This is a genomic window from Actinomadura vinacea (assembly GCF_039532545.1).
Lineage (GTDB): Bacteria > Actinomycetota > Actinomycetes > Streptosporangiales > Streptosporangiaceae > Spirillospora > Spirillospora vinacea.
In genome coordinates, this window is the sequence record NZ_BAAARW010000012.1 from 1,082,200 (window position 1) to 1,099,456 (window position 17,257).

The 17,257-nt window shown below is 73.7% G+C and carries 14 protein-coding genes; 4 read left to right on the plus strand and 10 right to left on the minus strand.

The window, feature by feature from the left end; translation table 11 throughout:
* Positions 1 to 371: 371 nt before the first annotated feature.
* From ABD340_RS20255 to ABD340_RS20275, 5 genes are all read right to left on the minus strand, one after another.
* Complete coding sequence (locus ABD340_RS20255; protein ID WP_344590636.1) at positions 372 to 1,319, minus strand: cation diffusion facilitator family transporter; 948 nt, start codon at positions 1,317 to 1,319, stop codon at positions 372 to 374.
* On the minus strand, positions 1,316 to 2,458 hold the full coding sequence (locus ABD340_RS20260) for an SIS domain-containing protein (protein ID WP_344590638.1): 1,143 nt from the start codon (positions 2,456 to 2,458) through the stop codon (positions 1,316 to 1,318). Before ABD340_RS20260 ends, ABD340_RS20255 begins: the two co-directional genes overlap by 4 nt.
* A 13-nt stretch (positions 2,459 to 2,471) precedes the next feature.
* The gene (locus ABD340_RS20265) at positions 2,472 to 2,654 is read right to left on the minus strand and encodes a Trm112 family protein (RefSeq protein ID WP_425547397.1); all 183 of its coding nucleotides are present in this window, start codon (positions 2,652 to 2,654) and stop codon (positions 2,472 to 2,474) included.
* Complete coding sequence (locus ABD340_RS20270) at positions 2,651 to 4,000, minus strand: phosphomannomutase/phosphoglucomutase (RefSeq protein WP_344590641.1); 1,350 nt, start codon at positions 3,998 to 4,000, stop codon at positions 2,651 to 2,653. The genes ABD340_RS20265 and ABD340_RS20270 overlap by 4 nt, the downstream gene beginning before the upstream one ends.
* Positions 4,001 to 4,134: 134 nt before the next feature.
* Positions 4,135 to 4,512, minus strand: coding sequence for a DUF3499 domain-containing protein (locus tag ABD340_RS20275; protein WP_344590642.1), 378 nt, complete (start codon positions 4,510 to 4,512; stop codon positions 4,135 to 4,137).
* A gap of 193 nt (positions 4,513 to 4,705) precedes the next feature.
* Here ABD340_RS20275 and ABD340_RS20280 point away from each other — a divergent pair, with 193 nt between their 5' ends.
* Positions 4,706 to 5,122 (plus strand): metallopeptidase family protein, encoded by a 417-nt coding sequence (locus tag ABD340_RS20280; RefSeq protein WP_425547408.1) that lies wholly within the window; start codon positions 4,706 to 4,708, stop codon positions 5,120 to 5,122.
* A 164-nt stretch (positions 5,123 to 5,286) separates the two neighbouring features.
* On the opposite strand, the gene ABD340_RS20285 is transcribed toward ABD340_RS20280, so the two are convergent.
* The 4 genes from ABD340_RS20285 to ABD340_RS20300 all read right to left on the minus strand — a co-directional run bounded on the left by ABD340_RS20285 (position 5,287) and on the right by ABD340_RS20300 (position 12,000).
* Entirely contained in the window at positions 5,287 to 6,738 is a 1,452-nt protein-coding gene (locus ABD340_RS20285; RefSeq protein WP_344590644.1) for a DUF5719 family protein, read from the minus strand.
* Positions 6,735 to 10,136 carry a glycosyltransferase gene (locus ABD340_RS20290; protein ID WP_344590646.1) on the minus strand — a complete coding sequence of 1,134 codons (3,402 nt, stop codon included), beginning with the start codon at positions 10,134 to 10,136 and terminating at the stop codon, positions 6,735 to 6,737. Before ABD340_RS20290 ends, ABD340_RS20285 begins: the two co-directional genes overlap by 4 nt.
* Positions 10,137 to 10,381: 245 nt before the next feature.
* The gene (locus tag ABD340_RS20295; protein WP_067487041.1) at positions 10,382 to 10,645 is read right to left on the minus strand and encodes a WhiB family transcriptional regulator; all 264 of its coding nucleotides are present in this window, start codon (positions 10,643 to 10,645) and stop codon (positions 10,382 to 10,384) included.
* 443 nt (positions 10,646 to 11,088) lie between these two features.
* Positions 11,089 to 12,000 carry a hypothetical protein gene (locus ABD340_RS20300; protein WP_344590647.1) on the minus strand — a complete coding sequence of 304 codons (912 nt, stop codon included), beginning with the start codon at positions 11,998 to 12,000 and terminating at the stop codon, positions 11,089 to 11,091.
* A 210-nt stretch (positions 12,001 to 12,210) separates the two neighbouring features.
* On the opposite strand from ABD340_RS20300, the gene cofD reads away from it, so the two are divergent.
* Both cofD and ABD340_RS20310 read left to right on the plus strand, forming a co-directional pair.
* On the plus strand, positions 12,211 to 13,158 hold the full coding sequence (gene cofD, locus ABD340_RS20305; protein WP_344590648.1) for a 2-phospho-L-lactate transferase: 948 nt from the start codon (positions 12,211 to 12,213) through the stop codon (positions 13,156 to 13,158).
* Positions 13,155 to 14,453, plus strand: coding sequence for a coenzyme F420-0:L-glutamate ligase (locus tag ABD340_RS20310; protein ID WP_344590650.1), 1,299 nt, complete (start codon positions 13,155 to 13,157; stop codon positions 14,451 to 14,453). Before cofD ends, ABD340_RS20310 begins: the two co-directional genes overlap by 4 nt.
* Before the next feature lie 158 nt (positions 14,454 to 14,611).
* On the opposite strand, the gene ABD340_RS20315 is transcribed toward ABD340_RS20310, so the two are convergent.
* The gene (locus ABD340_RS20315; protein ID WP_344590652.1) at positions 14,612 to 15,691 is read right to left on the minus strand and encodes a LuxR C-terminal-related transcriptional regulator; all 1,080 of its coding nucleotides are present in this window, start codon (positions 15,689 to 15,691) and stop codon (positions 14,612 to 14,614) included.
* 137 nt (positions 15,692 to 15,828) lie between these two features.
* On the opposite strand from ABD340_RS20315, the gene ABD340_RS20320 reads away from it, so the two are divergent.
* Complete coding sequence (locus ABD340_RS20320) at positions 15,829 to 17,241, plus strand: FAD/NAD(P)-binding protein (protein WP_344590654.1); 1,413 nt, start codon at positions 15,829 to 15,831, stop codon at positions 17,239 to 17,241.
* Positions 17,242 to 17,257 lie beyond the last annotated feature (16 nt).

Here is a 17,257-nt window from a genome sequence, read left to right on the forward strand (position 1 = left end):
CGCTGTGGGAGGCCGCACGAATAGACGTCCCAGCCGCCAGGACTGGTCCGCCCCGTCCACGCACCGCCGCCCCCACACCTGGGCGAGCACGACGCGGGCAGGTCGGCCTCGCCCCAGGTGGCTCCGAAAGCGTCGCATCTGAAGCGTCCGAGGCCGGTGAGAAAGGCCCCGAGTTTCGGGGGCCGTGCAGCGTCTCTGCTGTAAAAAAGCTGGCCCCGAAAACCCGGAGCTTTCTCGGGGGGCAGCGATGTGACGGGCCCTGCAACGCTGGAGGGCTCTGCTCCTACGGCCCGAGGCTTCCAAGACCCTGAGAAAGCCGCCCCCGAACACCTGGCAGCTTTCTCAGGGTTCGGGGGCCGCGTGGGTGAGGGTCAGGCGGAGGGGGAGGTTTCCGCGGCGTTCTTGCGGTCGGCCTCGTCCAGGGCCGGCTCCAGGTAGATCAGGCGGGCCTCTGGGAACTGGGCGCGGACCTTGGCCTCGGCCGCGTCGATGCCGCGGGCCACCTCGGCGGCCGTGTCGTCGTGATTCACCGCGATCTTGGCGGCGATCAGCATCTCCTCCGGCCCGATGAACTGGGTCCGGATGTGCATGACGTGGTCGACCTCGTCGACCGACTCCAGCGCCTCCAGGATCCGCTGCTCGACCTCGGGGTCCGCGCCCTCGCCGATCAGCAGGCTCTTGGTCTCGACGGCCAGCACGATCGCGATCACGGCCAGCAGGACGCCGATGGAGACCGTGCCGATGCCGTCCCAGACGCCGTCGTGGGTGACCACGGCCATGGTGACGCCGAACAGCGCCAGGATCAGGCCGACCAGGGCGCCGAGGTCCTCCAGCAGCACCACCGGCAGCTCGGGCGCCTTGGCGCGGCGGATGAACTGCCACCACGACTTGTCGCCCCGGATCCGGTTGGACTCCACGATCGCGGTGCGGAACGAGAAGGTCTCCATGACGATCGCGGCGATCAGCACGCCGAAGGCCCAGCCTGGCGACTCGACCTCGTGCGGGTCGGAGATCTTGTGGATGCCCTCGTAGAGCGAGAACGCGGCACCGACCGTGAACAGGACGACCGCGACCACGAACGCGTAGAAATAGCGCTCGCGGCCGTAGCCGAAGGGGTGCTGCGGCGTACGTGTGCGCTCGGACCGCTTCCGGCCGATCAGCAGCAGTCCCTGGTTCCCCGAGTCGGCCACCGAGTGGATCGACTCGGCCAGCATCGACGACGACCCCGTGAACACGAACGCGACGAACTTCGACACCGCGATCCCGAGGTTCGCGGCCAGTGCGGCGACGATCGCCTTGGTTCCGCCCTCAGCACTCATGTATCCGCAATCCTTGCCTTGAGCTCTTTGATGGCCGACACCGGCGTCGGGTCGGCTCCCAGCGCGATAGCCAAGTAAACCGTGATGTAGTCCGCTAGCGCGATCATTGTCGCGATTCTCTCCAGCGGATGGTCGCCCTCGGCCGCGATCTCGGTGACCGACACACCGCGCGCCCTCGCGAGCTCCACCCCGACCTCACGGCGCTTGCCGACCTGCGGATGCTCGTCGGTATCGCGCAGCACCACCAGGTGGAGCCCGTGTTCGGCGTCGTCGGTCCGGTCGCGGAAGAAGTCGTCGGGGTCGGCCGCGGACCGTGCGAAGTAACCGTCGAACGCCACCACCTGGTTGTGCCCGGCCTCCGGCAGCTCGCCGTAGACGCCGGGGTACTTGGCGTTCTCGTTGAGCTGGCAGCAGAACCGGTACGCCGCCGTGCCCGCGAGTTCCGAGGTGCCCCACACCAGCGGCATGTCGCCCATCAGGTCGAGCGCGGCCCGCTTGGCCGGGTTGACGAACGACTCGCTGGCCGGACGGCACCGGTGCGCGATGTCCTCCAGCCGTTCGGCGGCCGATTCCAGTACCTCGTCGCGCACGTCGGCCAGCCCCAGCGCCCGGGCGGCCAGCAGCAGCGGGACGGTCAGCCCCCACAGCGTCGCCCTCGGCTGGCCCACCGAACGCACCGGGACGAACAGCCCGCGGGTGCGCTCGGCCAGCGCCGACAGCGGCGAATCGGCCCCGCCCACGAACACCATCCGGCAGCCGCGCCTGGCCGCCTCCGCCGCCACGGCCAGGGTCTCCTCGGTGCCTCCCGAGCACGAGACGGCCATCACCACGTCGGCCGCGCCCACCCAGCCGGGCAGCCGGTAGCCCCGGACGGTCACGATCGGCACCGGGCAGCCGACACCGCAGATGGCGGCCAGGACGTCGCCGGAGATGCCCGAGCCGCCCATGCCGGTCACCACGATCGCCCGCGGGCGGCCCTCGTCGGCCAGCCCGGCCACGCCCGCCTCGGCGGCCAGCCGCCGCGCCTCCCGGATCTGCGCCGCGGACGAGGCGACCTGGCGCAGCATGCCCCCGGGGTCGGCGGCCTCGATCGCCTCCGGGTCGTCCAGCCGGCCGGAGTCGACGCCCTCGTTCACCATGCCGCCCGGCGGCTCATGGGGTGGGGGTCCTGGCCTCGTCGACCAGGAGGACCGGGATGTCGTCGCGAACCGGGTAGGCATAGCCGCAGGAACCGGTGCAGACCAGCTCGGAGTCGGCGTCCTCGGCGCGCAGCTCACCACCGCAGTTGGGGCAGGCCAGGATCTCCAGCAGCCAGCCGTCCAGCTTCATGCTCACTTCCCCCTCACGATGGCCAGGACCTCGTCACGGGTCGCGGCCATGGTCTGCTCGTCGGCGGCCTCCACGTTGAGGCGCAGCAGCGGCTCGGTGTTGGAGGGGCGCAGGTTGAACCACCAGTCGTCGGTGCCCACGGTGAGCCCGTCGAGTTCGTCGACGGTGACCCCGGGACGCGCCTCGAAGGCGGCGCGGACCTGCGCCGCCGCGGCGGCCTGGTCGGTCACCTCGCTGTTGATCTCGCCGGAGGCGGCGTACCGGGAGTACTCCGCCAGCAGCCGCGAGAGCGGCCGGGCCTGCTCGCCGAGGGCGGCCAGCACGTGCAGCGCGGCCAGCATCCCCGAGTCGGCGAACCAGAAGTCGCGGAAGTAGAAGTGCGCCGAGTGCTCGCCGCCGAACACCGCGCCGGTCTCGGCCATCGTCTGCTTGATGAAGGAGTGCCCCACCCGGGTGCGGATCGGGCTGCCGCCGTGCTCGGCGACGATCTCCGGCACCGCCTTGGACGTGATCAGGTTGTGCACGATCGCGGAGCCCGGGTGCTTGGCCAGCTCCCGCACCGCCACCAGCGCGGTGACCGCCGACGGGGACACGATCTCGCCCCGCTCGTCGACCACGAAGCAGCGGTCGGCGTCGCCGTCGAAGGCCAGGCCGATGTCGGCGCCGGTCTCGCGGACCTTGGCCTGCAGGTCGCGCAGGTTCTCCGGCTCGATCGGGTTGGCCTCGTGGTTGGGGAAGGTGCCGTCGAGCTCGAAGTACAGCGGCACCAGGTCGATCGGCAGGCCCTCGAACACCACCGGGACGGTGTGGCCGCCCATGCCGTTGCCCGCGTCGACGGCCACCTTGAGCCGGCGGATGCCGGAAAGGTCGACCAGGGTCTTGAGGTGCTCGGCGTAGCCCCCGAGCAGATCGCGCTGGGAGACGGTGCCCGGCTCGCCGTCGTAGCCGGGGACGCCCTTCTCGACCAGGTCGCGGATCTCGCCGAGGCCGGTGTCGCGGCCGATCGGCCTGGCGCCGGTGCGGCACAGCTTCAGGCCGTTGTACCGGGCCGGGTTGTGGCTGGCGGTGAACATCGCGCCGGGCAGGTCGAGCACGCCGCTGGCGTAGTAGAGCATGTCGGTGGAGCCGAGGCCGGCCTCCACCACGTCGGCCCCCTGGGCGGTCGCACCGCGCGCGAACGCGGCAGACAGCGGGCCGGATGAGGCCCGCATGTCATGGGCGGTGACGACGGCGGTGGCCCCGGTCACCCGGACGAAGGCCGCGCCGATCGCCTCGGCGGTCGTCTCGTCGAGCTCATCCGGCACCACGCCGCGGATGTCGTACGCCTTGAAGATCTTGGCGAGGTCGCCCACTCCTGCTCCCTTTTCATCGCGGACGCCGTGCGATTCTGCGAAGCCCCGAGCCTACCGGGACGAGCCGGAGGCCGGGCCCTTCACGAGGGGCTGTGGATATCCTCGCAGAAACGGGCGGCGGACGCGCACGCAGGTCACTCCTGGGCGGGCTGCGTCCCGGCGGGTTCGGAGCGCAGCACCCGCAGGTGCCCGCGCCGGCCCACCTCGGTGCCCTGCCCCACCGGCTCCTGGCCGCCGGGGGCGGGCTTGGCGGCCTCCCGGACGGCGTCGGCGAGGGCTTCGAGATCGTCCGCGCTGGGCTCGGTCTCCTCCTCGACGGGAAGCCGGACCAGTTCCCAGCCCATGGGCGCGGTGAGCCGCTCGGAGTGCTCCGCGCACAGGTCGTAGCAGTGCGGCTCGGCATACGTGGCGAGGGGTCCCAGGACCGCCGTCGAGTCGCGGTAGACGTACGTGAGCGTGAAGACTGCGGGCGCCTTGCAGGCGGTGCGGGAGCAGGTGCGGACGGGGCTCACGATGGCCGACCGTACCCCGCTGCCGCCGCGTCCGCCACCACCGGCGTGCACGTGTCGCCGTTACCGGCGTATTTCCTTTGCAACGATCACATTCCGTGGCCCCGGCGCCGCAATGGGTCGCGACACCCGGAACCGGCGAGGCCGGACCGCCGGATGGGCCGGGAGAGGTAATGTGGACGGCGTGCGATCCCGTGTGGCAGGCGTACGACGCCGCGATCGGCACGGTCGCGGCCTCCGCGGTCCGCTGGCGCCCGCGCAGGCGCCGTTCTCCCGCACCCGGGCGGAGCGCTTCGACGACCTCGTCCGCGACGAGGTCCGCCGGCTGGGCCGGCGGTGGGGGCGCGAGCTGGCCAGGGTCGAGTTCGCGGTCGAGGAGGTGCCGCCGGTCGAACCCTGGTTCGACGGGCCGGTGCCCCTCGCCCAGACCCGGCCGGGCACGGAGGGCCCCCCGGTGCGCATCGTGATCTTCCGCCGTCCGGTGGAGGCCCGTGCCGCGGGCGAGCGGGAGACCGGCCGGCTGGTCCGCGACCTGCTGGTGGAGGAGATCGCCGACCTGCTGGGCCTGTCCCCCGAATCCGTCGACCCCAGCTACGACTCCCCCGACGAATGAGGCTGTATTTATTGCAACCCCGGCCCAGGGTGCTCGCCTGGCGGCTCGCACCCTGACCGTGCTTGGAGCGAGCGCGACATCGCTTCGCGATCTGTCGGTGACGCTCGCCTCCGGCATCGCCCCACCGGCCAGGTAGCGCGCTCGCGCGTTACTTGAGGCCCCTTTTACGGGATCAGTGCGCTCTGCGAGTCGCCGACGCCTGGCAGGCGCTGCGCTGTGACGGCCGGTGCTACGGGGAGGGCGGTGAAGAGCAGGTCGGCGTCCTTGCCCGTGGACTGGATCCGTGCGGCGTGCACGGGCCCGGAGCCGGGCCGGGGCTGGATCAGCGCGCCGTAGCCCTGCTCACCCCCGCTGGGGGCCTTCAGCTTGACCTCCATGGTGCGGTCGGACGGGACGGACACGTCCTGCGGGGTGCCGGGTCCCTGCGGGCCGATCGGGGTGACCCGCACGTTGGCGGCGCCGCCCGGTGCGGTGAGGGAGAGCGTGGAGTCGAACCGGTTGTCGGAGACGATGCCGACGCCGCCGCTCGCGAGGGCGGGCGTGGCGGTGCCGTAGGCGACGTCGCGGCCGCGCTCGGCGGCGTACCCGGCCAGGATCGGGCGGTCGGCGACCAGCCGTACCGCGGCGGGCTTGCCGGACAGCGCGCGGTCGAGGTCGAGGGTGGTGACCGTGCCTGCGGGGGCGTCGAGGGTGTCCTGGCCCTGGGGGGCGAACGCGCCGTCCGGGGTGATGACCTGGATCTTGACGCCGGCGTCCTCCTCGCCGGGCACGGCGACCAGCAGCCGGCGCCGACCCTCGCCGCCAGGGACGCCCGGGACCAGCAGCGACGCGGCCGGGCGGGGCGCGAGCGGCAGCCACTCGATGCCCTTGCCGTCGGCGATCCGCACCCGGATGGACGCGGCGACCCGGCCGGTGGTGGAGCGGACGCGCAGCCCGAGGTCGGCGGCGGTCCGGACGATCTCGCCGAGCCCTTCGGGGGACTTGCCGAGCGCCACGACCTTGGTGCCGTACGGCGGGATCGGGGTGCCGCGGCCGTCGGAGGTGTCGAGGGGGCCTTCTCCGGAGAGGGCCGTGACGTCCACGGTGGCGGGCTGGGCGTCCACGTTGGTGAGATGCAGGTCGATGCTCTCGGCCGCGACGGGCCCGGGGCCCAGGAACCACAGGTCGGTGCCGGGACGCGCGCACCGCACCCCTGCGAGCCCCCTGTCCTTGCCCTCGGGCCAGTGGGTGGTCTGCTCGGCCTCCAGACCGGAGGCCAGGGCGCCGCGGGCCCACACGGTGTAGGAGTCCTTGGCCGTGTCCAGGTCCTTGGTCCAGCCGGTGCCGGGCGTGGTGAGGGAGCCGATGCCGGTGCCCTCAGGGGCCTGGAGGACGTCGGCGCGGCCTCCCTTGCGGCCGGACCCGGCGCTCTGGACGGTGAGCCTGCCACCCTCGCGGCCCGGGCAGACCGCGACCGCCGATCGGACGGGGTCGGTCCTGCCGGCCTCCTTGGCCGTGGCCCGGTCGTCGGGGCGCGTCAGGGACGCGGCCCCGTACAGGGCGGCCAGCGCGAGCAGCACGAGCGCGGCGGTGGCATAGCGGAGCCCGAGGAGGCGGACGATCCGGTCCAGGTTCACGCGCGCTCCTCGGGCACCGTCGCCGCGGGCTTCTCGGGTTCCTCGGCCGCGGGATCCTCGGCCGCCGGCTCGTCCTTGATCTGCGGCTCCTCGTCCGCGGGCCGGACGCGGGCGCGCAGCGCGCCGGTGCGGCGCTCGGCTCCCGCGGCGGCACGGCGGGCGAGGCCCCCCGCGGCGGACCGGGCCCGGCGCCCGCGGGTGCGGCCGCGGCTCCCGGCCCGTCCCGCGGCCGCCTCCCATGCCTCCGGACGAGCCCCGGGCAGCGCCAGAACCGCGACCATCAGCACCGCCAGCCCCTGGACGGCCACCCAGCCGTGCCGCGTCCACATGCTGCGCGACAGCTCGAAGCGGCCGCCCGCGGGCGGGATCTCGTACGCCTGCGCCCAGCCGTCCAGCGTGCGGGCCTTGACGTCGCGGCCGTCCAGCGCGGCGCGCCAGCCGCCGTCGGCGGGCTCGGCCAGCAGCAGGGTGCGGGTGGCGCGGCCGGCCGGGATCCGCACGGCGGCGTCGGTCCGGCCCGGCCCCAGGTCGAGCGGGGTGGCGGTCTGGCCGTCCAGCAGCATCAGCCGCCCGGCGGGCGACTGCAGCCGCCACACGCCGAAGGAGTCGGTGCGGCTGAGCCGCGCCAGCTCCGGGGTGGCGTCCAGGACGCGGGTCAAGTCGTCGCGGGCGGGACGCGGCACCAGGACGTACCGAACGCCCATCCGGGTGAGGGCCCCGCCGTCCCCGGCGCGCCCGCCGGCGAGCCCGGCGACCAGGTCGTCCATGCGGCGGCGCGCGTCGTCGTTCACCGGGGTCTCGGACTCGCCCAGCATCGGCTCGGCGCCGCGCAGCACCGTGTAGGCGACGCGTCCGGTGGGCTCGCGGCGCATGACCAGGGTGCGCTCCCCGGCGGAGCCGTTCACGAACGCGGGGACGGCGTCGGGGTCGGTGCGCCCGAGCGGGCCCCCGGCGCCCCCGGTGATCCAGCCGGCGGCGGCCAGGACCGGCGCGGTCAGGGCGGCCAGCACGACCATCGCTCCGGCGATCCGGTACGTGAGGTGCCGTCCGGCCAGGACGTCCACGGCGCGCTGCACGGCGGCGGTGGCGGCCAGCAGCACCCCGGCGCCGGCGAAGACCAGCGCCACGCCCGGCCACACCGCGGCCCGGTCGGCGCCCTTGGTGACGGTCGCCATGCCCGCCAGGATCGCGACCAGCAGCCCGAAGATCGCCAGCATCCAGCCGGCCAGCACGGTGGTGCGGCGGCTGCGCAGCGGCAGCGCGCACACCGCGACCAGCAGCAGGCCGTACAGCGTCCAGCGGGCCGGGGTGCCGGGGCCGCCGGGGTCGAGGGACAGGAGGTCGCGCGCGGTGGCGACCGGGGTGACAGGGGCGTGCGGGCCCGCCTCCAGCAGGAACCTGGACGGATGCCGGAGCAGCCCGAGCGTCCAGGGCAGGAGCAGCAGCGGCGGGACGGCCAGCGCGATGGTGAGGTGGCGGCGGCCGCGGCCGCCCGCGAGCCGGCCGGCGAGCCCGGCCGCGCCGCCCAGCAGGTTCCATGACACGACGCCGGCGACGAGGGCCAGCAGCCAGGTCAGCGGGACGAACGCCATCGCGACCGTGAGGAGCAGGGCGACCGTCCAGGCGGCCCGCCCGGTACGGCGCGGATCGGCCCGGTGTGATTCGGTGCGGTGTGATTCGGTGCGGTGCGCGGCCGGGCGGCGCGCGGCCGAGCGCGGCAGTCCGAACATCCGGGCCGCCTGGATCGCGATCAGCGGCAGCAGGACGATCACCACGGCGGTGCCGAGCCGCCCGTTCGCGATCGCGCCGGTGGCGGCGGGCAGCAGCGCGTAGCAGGCGGCGAACCACATCCGCACCGCCCAGACGGGGATCCGCGGGCCGTGCGCCACGGCCCGGCGGCCGGTCCGCGGCGCCGCCACGACCAGCGTCCTGGAGGCGTGGTAGGCGGTCAGCCCGGCCAGCGGCACGCTGCCCAGCAGCAGGATCGAGACCACCAGCCACGGCTTGCCGAGCAGCAGCGTGGACAGCGCGGCCAGCACGGCCACGTACGGCGGGCTGCCGGCGTCGGAGCCGAGCCCGACGGGGTGCCAGCCGGAGAGGTACTGGGCCCACAGGTCGCTCGCGCCGCCCCACGCCGGGACCAGCGCGCCGCCGCCCAGCCGCCCCGCCGCGGTGATCAGCGAGCGCTCGGCGGCCACGGCCACCGCGGCCAGCGCGAGCACGACCACCACCCCGGGACGGGCCAGGAGGCGCCGGGTCAGGCCGGGGCCCTCGTCGCGGGGCGGCTCGTCGTCGGCGTCGTGGCGGCGGCCCCCGCGCGCGGCGAACCGGGTGCCGACCGCCTCGGCGAAGCGGCGGAGGGCGAGCCCGCGCGGCTGGAAGCGCCGCATGCTGCGGTGGACGCGCTTGCGGCCGTCCGCCCGCGCGGCCCGGGCACGCCGCATCCGGCCCGGCCGGCTCAGCACGTCGCCGAGCGCGGCCAGCTCGTCGCGGGCGGCGTCGGGACGTTTGACCACCAGCAAGAACAGGACGCGGAGAAGGGTGGTCCAGACGTTGCGCAGCAGCGACCGCAGCATCGCGGGCATCGGCTGGTTGGCCAGCAGCGTGTAGAGCGCGTTGCGGCGGTCACGGCGGCGCCGGGACCCGCCGATGACGCCGGTCTCGCGGATCCCGCGCCAGGACGCCTCGGCGTGGTGGAGCACCGCGTCGCTGACCACGACCACGCGGTGCCCGGCGGCGTGCGCCCGCCAGCAGAAGTCCATGTCGTCGCGGAAGAGGCCGAACTCGGCGTCGAAGCCGCCCAGCCGCTCCCACACGTCCCGGCGCACCAGCATCCCGGCGCTGGACACCGCCATCACATCGCGCAGGCCGTCGTGCTGGCCCTGGTCGAACTCGCGGTGGTCCAGGCCGGTCCAGCGGCGGCCGGCTCCGTCCATGGCAACGCCGAGCTCGCGCAGCGTGCGCCGGTCGTCCCAGTCGCGGAGCTTGGCGCCGAGCACGGCGGCGTTGGGATCGCCGTCGGCGACCCGCAGCAGCTGGGCGAGCGCGTCCTGGGCGGGCGCGGAGTCGTCGTGCAGCAGCCAGATCCACTCGGTGCGGCCCTCGTCGGGGACGCCGTCGGGGGGCGGCACGGGCAGCGACGCCGCCGGGTGCCGGAGCGCCTCGTCGACGGCCTCCCCGTACCCGGTGGTGCGGGCCAGGGTGACCATGTTGCCGGGGCCGACGACCTCGGTGAGGACGGCGGGACCGCGGTCCCGGCTTCCGGTGTCCGCGGCGACGAGGCGTTGCACCGGGCGGGTCTGTGTCAGCAGCGCCTTCAGCGTCTGGGGGAGCCATCGCGCGCCGTCATGGGCGACGAGGACCGCCGTGACGACATGGCGATCGAGTGTGGGCGACAAGGGTCCGCTCGATCTGTGGGGTTCCTGTGGGGTTCCTGCGGCGGGTCGGGACCGGCCGGGCCGGTCGGGCGGGGGCGGGGGGGACGGGATGGAAAGCCGTCAGCCGTGCCGGCCTTAGCGGCCGGCACGGCTGACAACTGTACGCTCGGCGGCTCCGTCGTGCGCCGGATCCCCCCAGATCCGATGCCCTTTTGGAACCGGCGGGCCGCTCCTTCAGCGTCCGGCGACGCGCGCCGCCGGACCGCTCAGACGGCCTGGCGCTTCAGCTTGCGGCGCTCCCGTTCGGAAAGACCGCCCCAGATGCCGAAGCGTTCATCGTGCTGGAGCGCGTACTCCAAGCACTCCGCCCGTACCTCGCATGCGCGGCACACCTTCTTGGCCTCGCGAGTGGAGCCGCCCTTCTCCGGAAAGAAAGCCTCCGGGTCCGTCTGCGCGCACAGCGCGCGCTCCTGCCAGCCCAACTCTTCACCGTCTGTGCCGTGCGCCAGCGGGATCACTACCTCGCTCACAGCGCACCTCCTAGCCCGTGGAGCCCCCTGGTCAATGCCTTCCCTACAGCTCCATCCCCCGAGAAGGCATAGAACTACACCCACGAAATTACACGCGTGTAGCGCCCGCTCCGTCAAGCGGAACAAGTTTCCGGGAGGACAAAGATGGTTATTCGCGGTATGACCGAGAGCGGCTTTGACCGGAGATCAGTTAAACGCCGGGAACATGCGTACGATCATCGGCGGCACACCGCGAACACCGAGCGAACACCGTACCGATCGCGAGCGGGTCGCGGACCGGTCACTGGGAAGGTCTTGGACCGCTCGTGGGCCGTCCGTGGGGTCAACCGGGCGCCCGACCGTTGCGGCCGTCCAAAGGTCCGGTCAAGGAGCGTCCGTTGTTCGGCCGTCGGGTCCAGTCGTTGGGTCGATCCGGGACCGTCAGAGGGACGGGCGCGGGCCGGTCACTGCGGCGGGCGGTTGTCGCGGTACCAGTCGCCGCCCTCGTCGTCGCGCCGCTCGCCCTGGGCGCCGCCGGGCTGGCCGTGCCCCTGGTCGGAGCCCGGGCCGCCGTACGCGCGGGTCCAGTCGCCGACCTCCTCCTCCGCGCCGGGCTGCTGGTAGCCGCCCTGGCCGTACTGCTGCTGTCCGGGCTGGCCGGGCGCGGGCTGGGTGGCGCCGGGCTGGCCGGGCTGCGGAGGCTGGTAGTCCTGCGGGGGCTGCTGGGGCTGGCCGAACTGCTGGCCGTAGCCCGGTTGCGGCTGCTGCTGCGGGGGCTGCTGGTACGGCTGCTGCGGTTGCCCGAACTGCTGCTGGGGCTGCCCGAACTGCTGCTGCGGCGCCTGCGGCTGGCCGAACTGCTGCTGTCCCGGCTGGTAGCCGGGGTAGCCGCCCTGCGGCATCTGCGCCTGGCCCTGCGGCCGCGCGGGCTGCATGGCCTGGAACACCGTGAAGATGAACCAGCCGGTGACCCCGATGACGGCGAGCCTGCCGGCGCCGTACAGGAAGACCGACAGCTTCATCCCGCCGCCGGCGTACTGCGACTCCACCAGCAGGGAGCTGAGCCAGCAGATCACGGCGAACAGCGCGATCCCGCCGAGCACGCCCAGCGCGCCCATGACGATGTTGCGCGCCTGCCGGGTCGGCGCCGGGCCGAGGACCGCCAGGGCCACCGCCAGCGCGAGCAGCCCGGCCACGGCGACCTGGGTGAAGAAACCCTCGGTGATCTCGGCGAACGCGCGGTACTTGAACCCTCCCGAGTTGTCACCGCCGCCGACGAACAGAGCGATGATCCCGGCGAACAATTGCACCCCCGCCGAGGCGAGCAATACCCAGGCGGCCGGTTCGCGCAGGCGCTGGACGGCTTCCTTGTTCACGGCGTCATCTCTCCCGAAGCAGTCAATGGGATTCCCTGCTCAAAGCTTTGCACATCCCGGCCCCCGACGTCTCTGCCCCTCCCCCGGTCCTCCCCACTTCCCGGCCGGAGCACCGCGGCGGCGGGGTCGTGTCCTGGGGCGCCATAGGCTGAGCGGCGAACGGGTAGCGGGTGGCAGGTGACACAGCGTGAGTCGAACGGGATGCACTGCATGAAGATCGTGACATTGGCCGGAGGCATCGGCGGGGCGCGGTTCCTACGGGGGCTGCTGCGAGCCGAGCCGGAGGCCGAAATCACCGTGATCGGCAACACGGGAGACGACATCTCCCTGTTCGGCCTGCGCGTCTGCCCTGACCTGGACACCGTGATGTACACCCTCGGCGGCGGCATCAACGAGGAGCAGGGCTGGGGCCGCGCCGGCGAGACGTTCACGGTGAAGGAGGAACTGCTCGCCTACGGGGTGGGGCCCAGCTGGTTCGGGCTGGGCGACCGGGACTTCGCGACGCACATCGTGCGGACGCAGATGCTGGAGGCCGGCTACCCGCTGTCGGCGGTCACCGCGGCGCTGTGCGACCGGTGGAAGCCGGGGGTGCGGCTGATCCCGATGACCGACGACCAGGTCGAGACGCATGTCGTGGTGGACGATCCCGAGCACGGCCGGCGGGCGATCCACTTCCAGGAGTGGTGGGTGCGGACGCGCGCCGCGCTGCCGGCCGTGTCGATCGCGGCGGTCGGCGCCGACGACGCCAAGCCCGCTCCGGGGGTGCTGGAGGCGGTCGAGGAGGCCGACGCGGTGCTGTTCCCGCCGTCCAACCCGGTGGTGAGCATCGGGACGATCCTGGCCGTCCCCGGCATCCGGGAGGCGGTCGCGGCCAAGACCGTGGTCGGCGTCTCTCCGATCATCGGGGACGCGCCGGTACGCGGGATGGCCGACGCGTGCCTGACCGCGATCGGAGTGGAGACCTCCGCCCGCGCGGTGGCCGCGCACTACGGCGCCGGGTTGCTGGACGGCTGGCTGGTGGACGAGGCCGACGCGGCCGTCGCCGCGACAGGCGTCGACGGGATCGAGGTGCGGTCCCGGCCGCTGCTGATGAGCGACCCCGACGCCACCGCCGCCATCGCGCGGGCCGCCCTCGACCTGGCCGGGGAGCTCTCGTGAGCGCGCCGGAGGAATTGCGGGTCTTCGGGATCCCCGGGCTGCCCGAGGTGTCCGAAGGCGCCGACATCGCGGCGCTGCTGCCCGGTGACGTGCTGGCGGAGGGCGACGTCCTGGTCGTCACGTCCAAGATCGTCAGCAAGGCGGAGGGCCGGGTGCTGGTCGCCGCCGACCGGGAGAAGGCGATCGACGCCGAGACGGTGCGGGTGGTGGCGCGCCGAGAGCACGCGCGCGGCGAGACGCGGATCGTGGAGACCCGGCAGGGCCTGGTGCTGGCCGCGGCCGGGGTGGACGCGTCCAACACCGCTCCCGGCACGGTGCTGCTGCTGCCCGAGGACCCGGACGCCTCGGCCCGCCGGATCCGCGCCGGGGTGCGCGAGCGCACCGGGCTGAACGTCGCCGTGATCGTGTCCGACACACTGGGCCGGCCGTGGCGGATGGGCCTCACCGACGCGGCGATCGGCGCGGCCGGGCTCGCGCCGCTGCACGACCTGCGCGGCCGGGACGACGCCTTCGGCAACCGGCTGGACGCCACGATCACGGCCGTCGCGGACGAGATCGCCTCGGCCGCCGAGCTGGTCAAGGGCAAGCTGGACGGCGTCCCGGTGGCGGTGGTGCGCGGGCTGGGCGCCCTGGTCACCGCGGACGACGGGCCGGGGGCGCGCGAGCTGGTGCGACCACCGGAGGAGGACATGTTCCGGTTCGGGGCGGCCGAGGTGCTGCACGCGCGCCGCACGATCCGCGAGTTCACCGCCGATCCGGTGGACGGCGCGGCGGTCCGGCGGGCGGTCGCCGCCGCGATCACCGCGCCCGCGCCGCACCACACCACGCCGTGGCGGTTCGTGCTCCTGGAGTCGGCGGAATCGCGGACCCGGCTGCTGGACGCCATGCGCGACGCGTGGGAGGCCGACCTGCGCCGCGACGGCTTCTCCAAGGAGTCGATCACCAAGCGGCTGCGCCGCGGCGAGCCGCTGCGCCGCGCCCCCTACCTGGTGGTGCCGTTCCTGGTCGCGGACGGCGCGCACGACTACCCGGACCCGCGCCGGGCCGGGGCCGAGCGCGAGATGTTCGTGGTCGCGGCCGGCGCGGGTGTGCAGAACCTGCTGGTCGCGCTGGCCGTGGAGGGGCTGGGCTCGTGCTGGGTGTCGAGCACGATGTTCTGCCCCGACGTGGTGCGGGACGTCCTGGACCTGCCGGACGAATGGGATCCGATGGGCGCGGTGGGGATCGGTCACGCGGCGGCTCCGCCGCGGCAGCGGCCGCCGCGGAGCCCGGACATGTTCATCGAGGTCCGCTGAGCGCGGGCCGGGCGGCGCGGTGAATAACCCGCCGCCCGGCCCGGAATTCTCAATAGGAAGCCTTTTTCCGCCCGGCACGCACGCCGGTCAAATTATTACCGACGGCCGCGAAATCTCGTCCGCACGCTGCGAATGGCGGGCGAAAGGCGCCCCGGTCATCACGGCCGTTCATTCCGGCGGGCGCGCGGCCAGTAGTGCTCGGCGAAAAGCCGGGCGACCAGCTCGCCCCTGCTGGACACTCCCGTCTTCTGGAAGATCGCCTTCAGATGGCCGCGGACGGTGTGCGGCGAGATGAACAGCCGTGCGGCGATCTCGCCGGTGGGCAGGCCGTACGCGACGTGCTGGGCGATCTCCAGCTCGCGCGGTGTCAGCTCGTGGGCCTCGGCGACGATCACCGCCAGGTCGGACGCCGCCGCCGGCTCGATCACCAGCGCCACCGTCCCGGCCCGCCCGTCCGGCCCGGTCAGGTTCGAGGCGTGGCAGACCAGCCACCGGCCCTCGACGGTCCTGATGCGCACGCGGGCTCCGCCGTGGTCGCGCCCCCGTGCGATCGCCCGGGCCTGGAGCGCGGTACCGATGATCCAGATCGGCAGCCGTACGCCGAGCGGGGACGGCACCGAGGGCCCGCGGGGAAGGCGGGCCAGGTACTCGCGGGCCTCGTCGTTGATCGAGATGGCCGTGCCGGACGAGTCGAACAGCACCAGCCCCGGGGCGGGAGCGTCCGGCAGAGCCTGCGGCCCCGACAAGCGTGCGAAGCGCCGCAGCCGCGCCGCCATCGGAGCTGAGAAGCCGGCGACAAGGGCGACCTCGTCCTGAACGAAGGGGCCGCCCGGCTCCGTACGGAACAGGCTGGCCACACCCCAGGGACGGCCGCCCGCACGGAACACGGCGCGCAGCTCGTCATGGACGCCCTGGCCCTGCAGCAGCCTGCGGAAGCGTGCGCTGCGTCCGGGCAGATTCCCGGTCACAGCACGCAGCCCGGCCGCGGGGACCGAGGCGTGGGCGAGATCCCGGAACGGGACGACGTTCTCCTCCAGCAGCTCGCTCTCCCAGTAGTCCGCGCAGCGTTCGCGGTCGCCCAGATCCTCCACCAGCATCGGCGCCGTGATGAGCCCGGTCTCGGGATCGGTGGCCGCCCACACGGCCGCGTCGAACGGCACCACCCGCCGCAGCCGCGCCGAGGCCCGCCCGAAGAGATCGCCGGCGTCGGTGCCCTCCGGCACCTCGAGACCGCCCATGAGGTCCTCCCCGTCGTCTCCCCCAGCTTGCGCGGCCGTCTTCTTCGCGCCAACCCCCCAACTGAGGGGGTCACTCCACGACGATCGCCCGCAGCGAGGGGATGGGCTTGCCCCGCGCCGGTGCCGAGGCTTGGGGCATGGATATCGCAATCATCGGCGGCGGCGCGGCCGCGGTCGGGCTGCTGGACGCTTTGGCCGGTGCCGCCCAGGCGCAAGGATCGATCACGGTGTTCGAGCCGTCCCCCGACCGGTGGCGGGGCCGCCCCTACGGGCCGGACCTGGACTCGGTGCTGGTCAACGTCCCGCCCGCCATCATGTCGATCCGCCACGGAGACCCCGGTCACTACAGCGCCTGGCTCGGGACGCGGGGCGAGGCGTACCTGGACCAACGTTTCGGGCAGCCGCTCGTCCCGCGCGCCCTCTACGGCGAATACCTGGAGCACACGGCCGAAAAAGCGGTCGCGGAGCTACGCGAACGCGGCCAGCGGGTGGAAGTCGCCGCCGCCTCGGTGGTCGGCCTGGCGCGGTCCGCCGGCCGCCTGACCCTGCATACCGAAGACGGGAGCAGGCATGTCGCCGACCAGGTCGCACTGTGCGTGGGCAGCGGCCGTCCCCACGACCACTACGGGCTGGAGGGCACGCCCGGGTTCGTGGGCGACCCCTACCCGCTGGCGCGGACGCTGGACGGCATGACACCGGGCAGCGATGTGGCCGTGATCGGCAGCGGCCTGACCGCCGTAGACGTCGTCGTGTCGCTCGCGGCGCGGGGGCACACCGGACGGATCAGCATGGTGTCGCGGACCGGCATGCTCCCCCACGTCTGGCAGCGGCCGCGCGCCCACCGGCCCCGGCACGTAACCACCGAACGGGTCAAGGCCCATGGTGAGATCACACTCGACTGGCTGGCCAGGCTGCTGCGCGCCGAACTGGCGGACGCCGGGGAGGATCTCGACGCACTCCTTGCCGATCTGCGGGCGGCGCGGACCGAGGACCCCGTCCAGCGGCTGCGGCGCCAGGTCGAGGCAGTCGACGCGCCGGAGATCGGCCGTCGCGTCCTCCAGGAGACCTCGCACACCGTGGGCCCGTACGCCTGGCGACTCCTCGCCGACCACGACAAGAACCGTCTGCGCGCGCATTTCCGTACCGCCACCAGCCTCGCCTCGCCGATGGTGCCGGTGAACGCCGCACGGCTGCTGCGACTGTTCGACTCCGGCCAACTGGACCCCGTCGGAGGGGTGAACAGCATCGAGCGCAGGAACGGAAGGTTCCATGTCGACGCGGAGGGAACCACGAGGACCGCCGACCTGGTCATCAACGCCGTGAACCCTCCACCGCACGCGATCCCGCAAGCCGCAGTGGCCTTGGTCAACTCCCTCGTCGCCAAGGGCCTGGCGACACCGCACCCCTCCGGCGGCGTGGTCCCGGCCGCCCCGCGCCTGCACATCGTGGGCGACCTCGCCGGGGACGGCCCGTTCATCACCTCCGGCATCCCAGGCGTGGCCGCCCAGGGCGCAGCGGCCGCCCGAGCGATCCTCGCCCCGGTCACCTGATCGCGTGAGCCGCGCG